Origin of the sequence: Acinetobacter sp. UBA991, from assembly GCF_002292065.1 — a bacterium.
Classification (GTDB): domain Bacteria; phylum Pseudomonadota; class Gammaproteobacteria; order Pseudomonadales; family Moraxellaceae; genus Acinetobacter; species Acinetobacter higginsii.
On record NZ_DBBF01000027.1, the window covers coordinates 211,561 to 225,370 of the forward strand.

A 13,810-nucleotide genomic window follows, 5' to 3' on the forward strand; every position below is an offset into this window, starting at 1 on the left:
TATTCTGCATATTTATTTTTGCTGTGCTTTTGAGTCTAAGCTTGCATCTTTGATTTCAACGTAGGCATTCGCACGAAGTTCACGCATCCAGCTATCAACTTCGGTATCGAACTGACGTTCACCTAAGATTTGACGTGCCATACGTTCTTGTACTTCTTTGGTCATGTCTTGTTCACGTGTATCTGTGACTTGCAAGATATGCCAACCGAACTGGCTTTGGAATGGTTTGCTGATTTGTCCAACAGGTGTTTCTTTCATCACCTTTTCAAATTCAGGTACCATTACGCCCGGACTTACCCAACCTAAGCTACCACCATCCCGCGCAGAGCCTGTGTCATTTGAATAGGTTGCAGCAAGTGTTGCAAAATCATCACCCGCTTTAGCACGGTTGTATAGGCTATCGATCATTTGCTTAGCGCGATCTATGCTTACAACTTCAGATGGTTGGATTAGGATATGGCGTGTCTGGTATTGAGAGACTAATGCTTTTTGTTCGTTTTGCTTACGTTCAAGTAGTTTTAAGACATGCACACCATCACGAACATTGATTAACTCGGTGGTTTGTCCAACTTGAAGTGGGGCAATACGTGCAGAGAGTTCCGTTGGGATTTCTGATAATGAGCGGAAACCCATGTCAGCACCATCGACTTTCACTGAAGCTGTTGATAGCTTAGAGCTAATCGATTTGGTGTCATCACTTGTTGTGAGGGATTGTTTTACCTGTTGAGCGACTTGCTGTACTTCATTGTTATTTTCACCCGAAATGCGCATGTGAATCACATGGACTTGAGTACCTAGCGCAGCTTGACCTTCTGGGGAGTTTAAAAAGTTTTCAACATCATGATCACTGATTTTAATACGTGACATCACTTGTTGCTGACGTAAACGACCAATGGCTAAGTCTTCTGCGACACGGTTGCGCAAGTTTTCATATGTACCTGGTGCAATTGCATCTAACTTTTGTTGAAATGCTTCAAGAGTATTTGCACCTGATTGATTTGCAACTTTTAGTACCGCAGCATTTAAGCTCTTTTCATCAGGCTTAATACCATAACGCTTTACTTGCTCTAATTGAGCTTGGCGAATGATGAGTTGATCAAGCACTTGCATTTGTAAATACTGTTGTGGAGGAACAGTTTTGTTTTGTGCTTTCATCTGGTGTTCTGTTTCAGCAATCCCTTGTTCTAAATCACTTTTTAGAATGACACTACTATCTACAATGGCAACAACCTCATCCGTTGGCTGTGCAAAGCTTTGCATTGATGAAGAAATTAGGGCAGCGAGAACAGTTGCTTTAAAGATATGTTGAAAAGGTTTTATCTTCATTAACGTTGTGTCCAAGATTGATTAATTTTGTTGAAACCTAAAACTCTGTTTTCTAGGAGAGAAGCAAGCTTATTGTTTAAAGCACCGAGACCTTTTAGGGTGAATTCAGCCATAACAGCATTCTTTTTACGAACGCCTGGGGTGTTTGGGTCATCCAGATCATTGTAGTAAGAACGACCATAAACTGAGACAGCCCAACAACATGACTCGTAATTTACACCAAGTAAATATTCACGCATCACATTATTGTCAATGTCGTATTGAGCATGACCCATAATACGCCAATTGTCTTTTACAGGTTGTATAAAGGATGCAACAACTTGGTCATAAGAATCTTGTCGATCTGGGATATCTTTACGGTAAAAATAGCCTAAGTTGTAAAGATTACCTTTGTCACCGGTATAGTAAGCTTGGAAATCGCGTTGTGCATTTTCGCCATTCGACATCCATGCAGAGTTAGATGTAATGGTGAAGTTCTGATTAAGCTGGCTTGATAAACTAACAATAGGGCCTGTACGTGTTTGGGTATCAAACTCATCGAGTTTTTCATTCAGACTGACACGGCGGTCACTAAAGTAATAACTTTGACCAATGCTTGCTTTAATGCGCTCTAGGCCTTCAGTATCTAACAAGCTATAAGTCACACCGAGCGACAAGAAATTATTGTCATCTAGACGGTCATGCCCATAGAAGCGATATGGGTTGAACAGTTGATCATAGTTGATCGACGCTGTAGTCGAATCAAAGTTTGGATGATCATCTTGGTTCTTATAAGGTGAGTAAGCATAAAAAGCACGAGGAGAAATACTCTGTAAGTATTTGCCTTCTTTCTCGAACGTTAAGCCTGTGGCAAGCGTGAATTGAGGAACAACAACTGATTTTTCTAAATCATCAGAAGCAGACAGTCCACGGCCTTCTTTTGAGTCTTGATCGTAGAAGGTGTTAATACTACGTACAGAGACTTCTGGAACGACATAGAACCAAGAAGGGGTTAAATAGTTGTAGCGAACTGCAAACTGGTTGTAGATACGCGTACCACTTGATTCTAGCGCAGAACCATCATCTACAGACTTTTTGAAATAAGCGGTATCGTTATTAAACTCGTATTGTAGACCTTGTGGATCACCAGTAACGTAGTTTAATAAGAATTGTGGAAGTCGAGCATAAGGTTTATCGACATCTTTAATGGTTTTATCTAGGGTTTGGAAATCTTCAACCTTCAACTGAGCTTTAAGGCCAGGAATCCCATTTTGGTAATTCAGTTCCCAAGCACGGCGCAAATTTAGATCGGTTCGTGTGTTCGGGTTGTTATTGAAGTCTGCGAAGTAATCTTTATCTGATGCGTAGTTATATTCTAAATTGGTCGACCATTGGTCGTCGATTTTCCAATTGTGAACAAAATGAAGGTCATCACGTGCTTCGCCGCCATATTGATCATCTTTGGCGATATAGCCTCCCCAAATACGACCAGAACCAAAGTTTTCAGTCATATAGCGGAAGTCAGCATCTAATTTCGGGCCACGTTTGCTCATGTAGCTCGGGGTGAGTGTGAGATCATAGTTTGGCGCAAGATTGAGATAAACAGGGGTGATTAACTGCGCACCACCATCATTGCTATAGCCAAAATTTGGACTCAATAAACCCGTAGTGCGTCGGTCATCAATCGGAAAGTTGAAATATGGGACTGCAAGTATAGGTACGTCTTTGACATAAAGCTTGGTGCCGCGGGTTACACCGCGACCTGTATCTTGGTTTAGCTCAATTTCTTTGGCCTGAATTTTCCATGCAGGTTTTTGCTCAGGAGGACAAGCGGTATAGCTCGCGTCCTTAAAAATGACTAAATTCTGATTTTCCCGTTTTATTTGACTGGCATGACCATGTGCATGCTGTTGTTCAGAGATATAGAAACTATTGTTTAAATCACCAGTCTGGGTTTTTAAATTATAGTTAATCGCATCACTTTGGGTGAGTAATCCTGATTGAGCAACCTGAACACGACCTTCGGCATTGGCAAATGTTTGTGTCGAATCGATTGTAACTTGATCAGCACGAATAGTTCGGCCTTCTTGATCGATGACAACATTGCCTTGTAAAACAGAATCACCTGTCGGGTTGTAATGCCCATAATCAGCGGTGAGCACAGAAGTGGTCGTATTTGCATTACCAGCCTTTGTTTCGGGGTTGATTGGAGTGACCCAAGTCCCTTGGCAAAATGAAGAGCTTAAATAACGATTGTCACGTAATTGCGCTTCTGGTGCAGATTTATCTACATAATATTGCTGGAAAAAACTTTCCCCAGGATAACTTTCTTGGTTTTGCTGTTCTTGATTCTGTCGAATGGCAGCTTTGAGCTGTTTATTGTCAAGCGTAGAGACAGCATCAGCTTGCGCCGCGAAACCTGATTGAATCGAGCCGCCGCACAAGAGTGTCAAAATAGCTGTTGCTAAAGGATTAAATTTAAACTGATGTTTCATTGTCTCATTAACCAATACGCTAATTCACAATTAATTATTGTCGCATCATAGAGAAAAAGTTGATAAGTGGCTACACTTAAGCTTTCAAAATCTCAGCTAGTTTTAGATTTTATTGCAAATGAATACACAACGTGAACAATTGATACAAACTTGGCTTCAAGCCACTCTCCAATCTGATCAATTTGAGATCAACTTTTTAGCAGGAGATGCAAGCTTTCGCCGCTATGCGCGAATTACGATACAAAACAAAACATATATGCTCATGGATGCGCCTCCTGAAAAAGAAGATTGTGCGCCATTTGTCAGCATTGATGAGTTTTTTGATGAAAATGGTGTGCGAGTTCCACATATCGTTGCGAAAGACTTAACCTTGGGTTTATTACTGCTTGAGGATTTTGGTGATGTTGTTTTATCAACATTACTCAATGATCAAACAGTTGATCATTACTATGCACAAAGTTTTAAGCAGTTGATTGAATTACAGCAGATCAATGGTCATGCGCAATTACCTGCGTATTCTTATGAAAAGTTAATGACGGAAATGCGTCTGTTGACAGAGTGGATGTTACCATCATTAAACATTCAGCCGACAGAGCAGCAGTTGGAAACGATTGAGCAGGCATTTGATTTCCTTGCGATCGAGGCGACTAATCAACCGCAAGTGATTGTACATCGTGACTTCCATAGTCGTAATTTGATGAAAATCGAAGATGAGCAAGAGCTTGGTGTAATTGACTTCCAAGATGCAGTGATCGGTGCTGATACCTACGATCTCATCTCGATTACGCGTGATGCTTATGTGCAGTGGAATGCTGAGCGTGTCTACGAATGGTTTGAAGTGTTCTATAACTTATTGCCAGCAGCAGCGAAAGAAAATCGTAGTTTTGAGCAGTTCAAACGAGATGCTGATCTGATGGCGATCCAACGTCATTTGAAAATCTTGGGTATCTTTGTGCGTCTATTTGAACGTGATGGCAAATCAGGTTATTTAAAAGATTTACCGCGCGTGATGTGGTATTTGCTTGAAGAAAGCCAAGGTTATGATGAACTGAATGACTTTATGCAGTTCATTCGTGACATCGTAATGCCGAAGTTTATCGAAAAATATGGTGATTACGAGGTTGCAGCATAATGAAAGCAATGATTCTTGCGGCTGGTCTTGGTAATCGTATGCGACCATTGACCTTGTATACGCCAAAACCTTTACTGGAAGTCGGTGGTAAGCCACTGATTGTTTGGCATATTGAGAAGTTGCAAAAAATCGGCGTCACCGAGATTGTCATTAATACGGCTTGGTTGGGTGAAAAACTTGCTGCTGCTTTAGGTGATGGCTCTCAATTTGGTGTAACTATTTTATGGTCACACGAAGGTGAAGGCTTGGAAACAGCAGGCGGCATTATTAATGCTTTGCCATTGTTGGGTGATGAACCTTTTATTTTGGTCAATGGTGATGTCTGGACCACAATGGATTTTTCTTCATTGTTGAATGTTCGGTTGGAAGATAAACAAGTACATTTAGTCTTGGTTGAAAATCCACCTCAGCACTTAAAAGGTGACTTTATTCTAGCGAATGATTTAGCTTACACTTTTGAGCAAGAGCAATTGGGTGAAGCCTTAACTTATAGTGGTGTTGCTGTTTTTGCACCACAGATGTTTGCAGGTTTGGAAAATGGCAAACGACCTTTAGCGCCATTATTGAAACAAGCCATGCAGCAGCAGCAAGTTTCGGCTGAAAAGTTGCAAGGAATTTGGGTGGATGTTGGTACACCTGAGCGTTTAGAGCAGCTTGATCAACAAATCAAGCAGGGCGCGTTTGCATAATAAAAAATGCTTTGTCTATCTGTGATTTGCATAAGAAAAGACAAAAACTTAAAGGATTGTGCAGTTTATCATGCTTGTAAATGATTAACTGCATAATCGTTCAACAAGTCCTGCTGTGCCTTGTATCAGAAATCGGTATACTGCACAGCAAGTTTATCGAGATGTCGCACTGTTATGCATCCTTTTTTTCAAGAATTAAAGCAAGGTAGCCAAGCTTTAGGTCTTAACCTAAGTGAAGAAGCCCTAACACTCTTATTGAAATATCAAGATGCGCTAGTGCTATGGAATAAGGCATACAATTTAACGGCAATTCGCGAGCCGAAAGAAATGCTGGTTAAACATTTATTAGATAGTTTAAGTATCTTAAATGATTTGCCCCAAGGCCGTTTGTTAGATGTGGGTACGGGCGGTGGTATGCCGGGCATGATCATTGCATTATGCCAACCAGAACGTTCTTGTGTACTATTAGATTCGAATGGGAAAAAGATTCGTTTCCTGAAGCAATTTATTGCAGACTTAAAACTGAAAAATGTAATTGCAGTCCAAACTCGTGTTGAAAATGAAGACAGCATTGGAGAACTTGGTCAGTTTGATGTCATTACAAGTCGAGCATTTGCTTCATTGACCGATTTTGTAGATGCAGCACAACCATATATGCATGAACAAAGTATCATTGCTGCAATGAAAGGCTTAATCCCAGAGGATGAAGTTGAGCAGATGAAAGATCAGTATTCATGTAAGATCATTGAACTGCGTGTGCCAAGATTGGATGAACAGCGTCATTTACTTTTACTTCAACGTATTCAATAAAAAATATTAAGGGTAGTCATGGCTCAAATTATTGCGATTGCAAACCAAAAAGGTGGTGTGGGAAAAACCACGACAGCAGTCAATCTTGCTGCCTCTTTGGCGATCTTGAAAAAACGTGTCTTGTTGGTCGATATGGACTCACAAGGGAATGCCACCATGGGGTCTGGTATTCAAAAGAATGATTTACTTTATTCAGTCACAGATGTGTTATTGGGTGAAGTGCCGATTGAAACGGCGATTCAAAAAGCTGAAGTGGGTTATAAGGTTTTAGGTGCAAACCGTGAACTTGCGGGTGTAGAACTTGCCATTGCAGAACAGGAAGGGCGAGAGTTCATTCTTAAAAATGCACTGCAAGAAGTTGATTCTGCATTTGATTATATTATTGTCGATTGTGCACCAAGCTTAAGCCTGATCACGGTGAATGCCTTGGCTGCCGTAAATGGTGTGATTATTCCAATGCAATGTGAATACTATGCTTTGGAAGGTTTGGCTGATCTTACACAGACCATTGATCGTATACAAAAAGCCCTTAATCCAAACTTGGAAATCGTTGGGGTATTACGTACCATGTATGATGCTCGTAATGCGTTGACCCGCGATGTGTCTGCTGAGTTAGAGCAATATTTTGGTAAAAAGTTATATGAAACGGTAATTCCTCGAAATATCCGTCTAGCAGAAGCGCCAGCCCATGGTTTACCTGTGATTTATTTCGAGAAAAGTTCCAAAGGTGCGATTGCATATTTGAACTTAGCCGCAGAAATGTTGAAGAAAAGTAAAGTGAAAAAAGGAAGTGCTGTATGAGCATCAAAAAACGCGGATTGGCTAAAGGTCGTGGTTTAGATGCGCTATTGGGTTCAATTCAAAAAGAGAAATTGCAACTTGAAGCACAAGCCTTGGATCATGGTCAACTCAAGCAAATTGATGTCAATTTATTGAAACGTGGTGAATACCAACCACGTAGTTTTATCCAAGAACAAGATTTACAAGAGCTTGCAGCATCAATTGAAAAACATGGTGTGATGCAACCGATTGTGATCCGTCCTGTGGATGATGAGCAACATCCTTACGAAATTATTGCGGGTGAACGTCGTTGGCGTGCTGCCCAATTAGCAGGTTTGACTGAAATTCCTGCGATTGTGCGTGACTTAAATGATCAAGTCGCAATTGCCTTGGCTCTAATTGAAAACATTCAACGTCAAGATTTAAACCCGATTGATCAAGCAGTCGCTTTACAGCGCTTTCATGATGAATTTGGTTTAAGTCATCAAGAAATTGCAGATACGGTGGGTAAGGCACGTACAACAGTGAGTAATCTGTTGCGCTTGTTGAGCTTAGCTGATCCGATTAAAGACCTAATACAACAAGGTCAGATTGATATGGGACATGCCCGTGCAATTCTGACTTTGAAGCCCAAAGATCAAATTGCAGTTGCGCAAATCGTGATTGAAAAAGGTTTGTCAGTACGTCAGACTGAACAGTTAGTTCGTGAGTGGAGTGAACCAAAGCCTGAAAAGGAAAAGGCCCAAATTTCTCCAGATATTGAACAATTGACTCAGAAACTTTCAGAGCGTTTCGGAGCAAATGTGAAAATTGACCATAACCAAAAAGGTAAAGGGAAAATGGTCATTCATTACCACTCATTGGATGAGTTGGATGGAATCCTCAATATTTGTTTACCTAACTAATATTAAGGGTGGGTTTGTTAGTCACTTTTGAGGTTGTTGAGTGATTAATGAATCCGAATCTATCCTTTTATAGTTTAAATATTATTGGGGAATAATATGTGGGAACTTGTGAAAGCGGGTGGTTGGTTAATGCTGCCTCTCATTCTCTCATCAATTTTTACGGTTGCGATTACACTTGAACGATATATTCGTTTAAAACGGTCACAAGTTTTGCCGCAGGCGTTGCTTGTTAATGGTTCGGATGTTGAATCGGTGATTGCTCGTTTACAACAAGATGATGCAGCAAAAAGCCCACTAGGTCGTATTTTAAAAGCGGGTTATGAACATCAAGATCAAGGCGAACAGTTTGCGCGTGCTCAGATGGAAGCAACGGCTTCACAAGAAATCAGTCATCTCGAAAAAAATATCAATTTCTTAGGCACTCTGAGTGCAATTGCACCTTTATTAGGCTTGCTTGGAACGGTCCTCGGGATTATTGAATCATTTTTGGTAATTGATGTTGGCTCTGCTGGTAATGCCAGTATGATGATGCCGGGTATTTCTAAAGCCTTGATTACAACCGCTGTCGGGATGTTGATTGCGATTCCTGCAATGATTGCTTATCGCTATTTCCAGCGAGTTGTGCATGAATATATTGCTGAATTAGAGCAACAATCGACTTTGTTTCATGCTGCGCTTTTTTATAAAAAAGCAGCACATGTCCAAGAACACCGTCGTGCAAGCTAAGCCGAGGTGCTCGTATGAAGTTTAAGCGCTCTCAAGTTGAAGATATTCATATCAATTTGACACCAATGATTGACTGTATGTTATTTATTTTGGTGTTTTTATTATTATCGACGACATTTAGTCAACAAAGTCGTATAAACCTGACATTGCCAGATGCGCAGGGTGTTCCACCTAAACAATTCGATCACAAAATTGAAATCATGGTAGACTCCACAGGGCACTATTCTGTGAATGGTCAAGCGTTATCAAGTAAAGATATTGCGGATTTAAGCACGGCAATTAAGCAGGTTGCACAAGATCGTCGTGATTTTATGTTTATTATTGCGGCTGATGCCAAAGCTGCGCATCAAGACGTAATTCGTGTGATGGATGTTGCAGGTCAACTCGGTTTTGTTAACGTCAATATCAGCACTAAAGTTCCAACGAGAGGTTTTACTGAGTGAATCAGGATTTTAAGGTATATGTCCGTTTAATATCGTATTTAAAATCTTATTGGGGCGTTGCCTTATTAGTCTTGCTTGGCTTTGGAATCAACGCTGCGACGGAGGTTTCTGTCGCAAAGTTGCTGAAATACATTATTGATGCCATCCAAGAAGGCAGTCGTACAAACTTAGATTGGTTTCCAGCGCTGATTGTTTTACTGATGTTTTTCCGTGGTGTTGGTCTATTCCTTGGTGGATATTTTTCTGCGGTTATTTCGCGTAGTTTGGTGTTTAGTATCCGTCAGGAAGTCTATGCAAAATTGTTAAGACTCCCAGCCCAATACTATCTTGATAACAGTGCGGGTCATATCAGTGCCAAGTTGATGTATAACGTAGAGCAGTTAACAGCTGCTTCTTCTGAATCTTTGCAGACCCTGATCAAAGATGGTTTGATTGTTATTGGTCTATTAAGCTATCTGCTTTATACCAACTGGCGTTTAACCCTTTGTATCGTGGTTTTCATGCCATTTATTGGGATATTGGTCAGAATCGCATCGAAGAAAATGCGGAAACTTTCGATCCAAGTCCAAAATACCATGGGTGATGTGAACCATGTGGTTCAAGAAACCATTACCGCTAACTCGGTTGTGAAGAGTTTTACGGGTGAGGCGTTTGAACAAAAACGTTTTTATAAGTCCTCAGAAGAAAACTTACGCCGTGGTTTGAAAATGGTGGTGGTACAAAATATTAACAGCCCAATTATTCAGCTGTTATTATCAATGGCGATGGCAATCATTCTTTGGCTGGCGTTGCGCCCACAAGTATTTGGAGATACCTCAGCGGGTGAGTTTATTTCATTCATTACCGCAGCGGGCTTGATTTCTAAGCCAGTGAAGAACCTGACTGATATCAATGAAAAACTACAACGTGGGTTGGCAGCAGCACATTCGGTCTTTGAATTATTGGATATGCCTGAAGAAGTCAATAATGGTCAACTTAAGCCTGCATTGAAAGGTAATATTCAATTTGATCATGCCAACCTGCGTTATGATGATGGCACCCATGCGATTAAAGACTTCTCTTTGGATATTAAGGCTGGTCAAACTGTTGCACTGGTTGGACGTTCGGGGGCTGGGAAAACCTCATTGGTCAACATGCTGCCACGCTTTCAAGAGTTAAGCGAAGGGCAAATCTATTTTGATGGTATTCCTGTTCAAGAGATTGAGTTAGCTTATCTGCGCTCACAAATTGCAACCGTGAATCAGCAAGTGGTGTTATTTAACCGTTCAGTACGCGATAACATTGCTTATGGTCAGTTACAAGACTCAAGTGATGAGCAAGTGATTGCCGCTGCTAAAGCTGCTTATGCACATGACTTTATTATGAACTTGCCACAAGGCTATGACACGATTCTAGGTGCCCAAGGCTTAAACCTATCAGGTGGCCAGCGTCAACGTATTGCCATTGCAAGAGCAATTTTAAAAGATTCTCCGATTTTAATTTTAGATGAAGCGACCAGTGCTTTGGATAACGAATCTGAATACTTCATCCAACAAGCATTTGATGAAGCTATGCAAGGTCGTACCACTATCGTGATTGCTCACCGCTTATCTACAGTTGAAAATGCAGATGTCATTGTGGTGATGGATAAAGGTCAGATTATTGAGCAAGGTACCCATGCTGAGCTATTAGCAAAACATGGCATGTATTATCAGCTACACCAACGCAATTTTGAGGAAAACTAAGTATGTCGATGGCGCAACGAATACAGGATGCTTGGAATGAACAAGCTTCGTGGTTGGTGGTGTTGCGCCCACTGTCTTGGTTATACCGATTTGGTTTTTGTGCCAATCAAGCCTTGTATAAACACGGAATTAAACCCGTTTATACAGCACCCGTACCTGTCATGGTGATTGGTAATATTACGGTTGGTGGGAGTGGTAAAACACCATTGTTGATTCAGCTGGTCAAATATTTACAGCAACAGCAGATTCGGGTGGGTGTGATTAGTCGAGGTTATGGCGGCGAAGGCCCATTTCCGCTTTTGGTGACTCAACAATCTGAGCCCGATGCTGCAGGTGACGAACCTTGCCTTATTGTCCAATCTACCCAAGTGCCAATGGCGGTTGGGCCGAATCGACAAGCTTCGATTGAGTTGTTACTCGAAAATGAACAACTGGATCTCATTATTAGTGATGATGGTTTGCAACATTGGGCTCTGGCACGTCAGCTTGAATGGATTGTACTCGATCAAAATCGAGGTTTAGGTAATGAAAAACTATTACCAGAAGGTTATCTACGTGAGCCTAAATCACGCTTAAATGGTAGTACTGTCATTGAGCATAGCAAAACCGCACAAGCACAAAGAAGTATGTATTTGGCGGTTGGCCAGCCATACCTTTTAAATACAAATGTTGAAGTGGATTGGTTTGATGCTACTCAATATTTTAATGCGGTTGTTGGTATTGGCTTTCCACAACGTTTTTATCACACCTTAAATACGATAGGCGTGCAGCAATATCAGGCGCATGAGTTCCCAGATCATCATGATTATGAAATTGATGATTTAAGCTTCGACAACCAAGAAGCTATTATCACCACTGAAAAAGATGCCGTAAAGTTTAAAACCTTATTAAAGCAACATCCTGAATTTAACACGCCGATTTGGGTGGTTCCTGTTGAGGCCGTTTTATCATCCGATTGTTATGACTTGCTGAAACAGCAGTTACAACACGTCGGTATTCAATTTTCTTAGAGAGCGACCATGAAACATATTGTCATTCCAGCTCGTTTTGCCAGTTCTCGTTTACCAGCAAAACCGTTATTACTCATTCATGGCCGTCCAATGATTTTGCGTGTGGTCGACCAAGCCAAAAAAGTTGCTGGTTTTGATGATCTGTGTGTGGCTACGGATGACGAGCGCATCGCAGAGGTATGTCGAGCGGAAGGAATTGATGTGGTGATGACCCGTGCAGAACATCCTTCAGGCACCGACCGTTTAAGCGAAGTTGCACGTCTGAAAGGATGGTCACAAGATGATATTATTGTCAACGTACAAGGCGATGAGCCATTGTTGCCTGCACAATTGGTTCAGCAGGTGAGTCAGCTTTTAGTTGAAAATCCGCAATGTTCAATGTCTACGCTGTGTGAACCAATCCATCAGTTAGAAGAGTTTCAGCGAGATAGTATAGTTAAAGTGGTGATGAGTAAGCGTAATGAGGCGCTGTATTTTAGCCGAGCAACCATTCCGTATGATCGTGATGCTGCGAAACAGGCTGAACCAACATTGCATGATCAAGCTTTTCGTCATTTAGGTCTATATGCCTATCGTGTGAAATTACTACAAGATTATGTCACTTGGGAACAAGGTCATCTCGAAAAGTTGGAAAGTTTAGAGCAACTCCGTGTGCTCGAAAACGGTCACCGTATTGCTATTGCTGTGGCAGAAGCCAACTTACCGCCAGGGGTTGATACTCAGGCAGATTTAGACCGTCTAAATACTTTGCCTTTGAGTGCATTTGAATAATTATGGTCGATACTCAAGCTACAGTGATTTATCCTTGGCATGCTCAGACATGGGAGCTATTAACAACTCGTTTCCCTGAACTTGGGCATGGTCTTTTATTTTACGGAAAGAAAGGTTGCGCCAAGAAAGAGTTTGCAGAGCGATTTGTGGCTTGGGTGCTGTGTTTAAATAAGCAAGCACAACGGGCATGTGGTGAGTGTACCAGTTGTCAATGGTTGAAGTCTGATACGCATCCAAACTATGTGCATATCACCACAGATGAAGACAATAAAAAGCAAAATGCAAAGATTAAAATTGAAAAAATTCGAGACCTACTTCCGTTTGTTCAGCAAACAGGAGAAGGTTGGCGGGTAGTGGTTATTGAGCCTGCCGAAGCACTGAATACCGCCTCAGCCAATGCACTGCTCAAGACCTTGGAAGAGCCTGGTGAGAAGGTTGTATTGATCTTGCTTGCAGATCATTACTTAAAACTTCCTGCAACCATTCGAAGTCGATTACAGCACTTCGCTTTAGATCGCTTGACGATTCAGGATGCACAAACATTTGTGCAGCAGCAAATTCCAGAAATATCGAATGAACAAATCTCATTATTGTTGAGTCTTGCTAATGATATGCCTTTGACTGCTATTGAGATTGAAAAGAGTGAGTGGTTACAGAAGCGTGCATTATTCTTGAGTGATTGGTTTAAATTGGTTGCTGAAAAAAATATGCCTTTAAACTATTCAAATAAGTGGTCTAAAGAATTAAATTTCTCTGAATTGATCACCATGTTTGAATATCTTTTAGGGGATCTGATTAGTTTAAAATTGAATCAATCATTAAAAAATAATGATTTGGACTTTAAATCACTAGCCGAATTCTATAGTTTAGAGGCACTTTTTACTATTTATTCTGACTTACAGCAAAAAAAGTTAATGATTGAACAAAATGTACAAACCCAATTGGTATTGGATGAGTTGTTTATTCAATTGATGAATGTTAATTAAGTAAATTTTAAAAATATTTTAATTAAATTTATAG

13 protein-coding genes are annotated in these 13,810 nt (G+C 40.8%); 11 read left to right on the top strand and 2 right to left on the bottom strand.

From position 1 onward, the window contains the following. Window positions 1-12: 12 nt before the first annotated feature. Together B2727_RS11775 and B2727_RS11780 are read right to left on the bottom strand one after the other, a co-directional pair. A complete protein-coding gene (locus B2727_RS11775) occupies window positions 13-1,326 on the bottom strand; it encodes a peptidylprolyl isomerase (protein WP_033132926.1) in 1,314 nt (437 codons plus the stop codon). Further along, entirely contained in the window at window positions 1,326-3,800 is a 2,475-nt protein-coding gene (locus B2727_RS11780; protein WP_033132925.1) for an LPS-assembly protein LptD, read from the bottom strand. The genes B2727_RS11775 and B2727_RS11780 overlap by 1 nt, the downstream gene beginning before the upstream one ends. A gap of 118 nt (window positions 3,801-3,918) precedes the next feature. Here B2727_RS11780 and B2727_RS11785 point away from each other — a divergent pair, with 118 nt between their 5' ends. The 11 genes from B2727_RS11785 (at window position 3,919) to B2727_RS11835 (ending at window position 13,776) form a co-directional block, all read left to right on the top strand. Then, window positions 3,919-4,932, top strand: coding sequence for an aminoglycoside phosphotransferase family protein (locus tag B2727_RS11785; RefSeq protein ID WP_033132924.1), 1,014 nt, complete (start codon window positions 3,919-3,921; stop codon window positions 4,930-4,932). Continuing rightward, on the top strand, window positions 4,932-5,621 hold the full coding sequence (murU, locus tag B2727_RS11790; RefSeq protein ID WP_033132923.1) for an N-acetylmuramate alpha-1-phosphate uridylyltransferase MurU: 690 nt from the start codon (window positions 4,932-4,934) through the stop codon (window positions 5,619-5,621). Before B2727_RS11785 ends, murU begins: the two co-directional genes overlap by 1 nt. 174 nt (window positions 5,622-5,795) lie before the next feature. Then, the gene (rsmG, locus tag B2727_RS11795; RefSeq protein WP_004806608.1) at window positions 5,796-6,431 is read left to right on the top strand and encodes a 16S rRNA (guanine(527)-N(7))-methyltransferase RsmG; all 636 of its coding nucleotides are present in this window, start codon (window positions 5,796-5,798) and stop codon (window positions 6,429-6,431) included. Between the two features lie 18 nt (window positions 6,432-6,449). Next, on the top strand, window positions 6,450-7,232 hold the full coding sequence (locus B2727_RS11800) for a ParA family protein (protein ID WP_005204229.1): 783 nt from the start codon (window positions 6,450-6,452) through the stop codon (window positions 7,230-7,232). Continuing rightward, the gene (locus B2727_RS11805) at window positions 7,229-8,116 is read left to right on the top strand and encodes a ParB/RepB/Spo0J family partition protein (RefSeq protein WP_033132922.1); all 888 of its coding nucleotides are present in this window, start codon (window positions 7,229-7,231) and stop codon (window positions 8,114-8,116) included. The genes B2727_RS11800 and B2727_RS11805 overlap by 4 nt, the downstream gene beginning before the upstream one ends. Before the next feature lie 96 nt (window positions 8,117-8,212). Next, the gene (locus tag B2727_RS11810; RefSeq protein ID WP_004806614.1) at window positions 8,213-8,842 is read left to right on the top strand and encodes a MotA/TolQ/ExbB proton channel family protein; all 630 of its coding nucleotides are present in this window, start codon (window positions 8,213-8,215) and stop codon (window positions 8,840-8,842) included. 14 nt (window positions 8,843-8,856) lie between these two features. Beyond that, on the top strand, window positions 8,857-9,285 hold the full coding sequence (locus B2727_RS11815; RefSeq protein WP_004806616.1) for an ExbD/TolR family protein: 429 nt from the start codon (window positions 8,857-8,859) through the stop codon (window positions 9,283-9,285). After that, window positions 9,282-11,009 (top strand): lipid A export permease/ATP-binding protein MsbA, encoded by a 1,728-nt coding sequence (gene msbA / locus B2727_RS11820; RefSeq protein WP_004806618.1) that lies wholly within the window; start codon window positions 9,282-9,284, stop codon window positions 11,007-11,009. The genes B2727_RS11815 and msbA overlap by 4 nt, the downstream gene beginning before the upstream one ends. Window positions 11,010-11,011: 2 nt before the next feature. Further along, window positions 11,012-12,019: a tetraacyldisaccharide 4'-kinase gene (lpxK, locus tag B2727_RS11825; protein ID WP_033132921.1), complete on the top strand. Its 1,008-nt coding sequence runs from the start codon at window positions 11,012-11,014 to the stop codon at window positions 12,017-12,019. Between the two features lie 9 nt (window positions 12,020-12,028). Continuing rightward, the gene (gene kdsB / locus B2727_RS11830) at window positions 12,029-12,790 is read left to right on the top strand and encodes a 3-deoxy-manno-octulosonate cytidylyltransferase (protein WP_004806621.1); all 762 of its coding nucleotides are present in this window, start codon (window positions 12,029-12,031) and stop codon (window positions 12,788-12,790) included. Between the two features lie 2 nt (window positions 12,791-12,792). After that, on the top strand, window positions 12,793-13,776 hold the full coding sequence (locus tag B2727_RS11835; protein WP_033132920.1) for a DNA polymerase III subunit delta': 984 nt from the start codon (window positions 12,793-12,795) through the stop codon (window positions 13,774-13,776). Window positions 13,777-13,810 lie beyond the last annotated feature (34 nt).

What these genes read in the sequence shown, in the direction of transcription:
- B2727_RS11775 (WP_033132926.1), bottom strand. Translation starts at nt 1,326, where the DNA reads ATGAAGATAAAACCTTTTCAACATATCTTTAAAGCAACTGTTCTCGCT.
- B2727_RS11780 (WP_033132925.1), bottom strand. Translation starts at nt 3,800, where the DNA reads ATGAAACATCAGTTTAAATTTAATCCTTTAGCAACAGCTATTTTGACA.
- B2727_RS11785 (WP_033132924.1), top strand. Translation starts at nt 3,919, where the DNA reads ATGAATACACAACGTGAACAATTGATACAAACTTGGCTTCAAGCCACT.
- murU (WP_033132923.1), top strand. Translation starts at nt 4,932, where the DNA reads ATGAAAGCAATGATTCTTGCGGCTGGTCTTGGTAATCGTATGCGACCA.
- rsmG (WP_004806608.1), top strand. Translation starts at nt 5,796, where the DNA reads ATGCATCCTTTTTTTCAAGAATTAAAGCAAGGTAGCCAAGCTTTAGGT.
- B2727_RS11800 (WP_005204229.1), top strand. Translation starts at nt 6,450, where the DNA reads ATGGCTCAAATTATTGCGATTGCAAACCAAAAAGGTGGTGTGGGAAAA.
- B2727_RS11805 (WP_033132922.1), top strand. Translation starts at nt 7,229, where the DNA reads ATGAGCATCAAAAAACGCGGATTGGCTAAAGGTCGTGGTTTAGATGCG.
- B2727_RS11810 (WP_004806614.1), top strand. Translation starts at nt 8,213, where the DNA reads ATGTGGGAACTTGTGAAAGCGGGTGGTTGGTTAATGCTGCCTCTCATT.
- B2727_RS11815 (WP_004806616.1), top strand. Translation starts at nt 8,857, where the DNA reads ATGAAGTTTAAGCGCTCTCAAGTTGAAGATATTCATATCAATTTGACA.
- lpxK (WP_033132921.1), top strand. Translation starts at nt 11,012, where the DNA reads ATGTCGATGGCGCAACGAATACAGGATGCTTGGAATGAACAAGCTTCG.
- kdsB (WP_004806621.1), top strand. Translation starts at nt 12,029, where the DNA reads ATGAAACATATTGTCATTCCAGCTCGTTTTGCCAGTTCTCGTTTACCA.
- B2727_RS11835 (WP_033132920.1), top strand. Translation starts at nt 12,793, where the DNA reads ATGGTCGATACTCAAGCTACAGTGATTTATCCTTGGCATGCTCAGACA.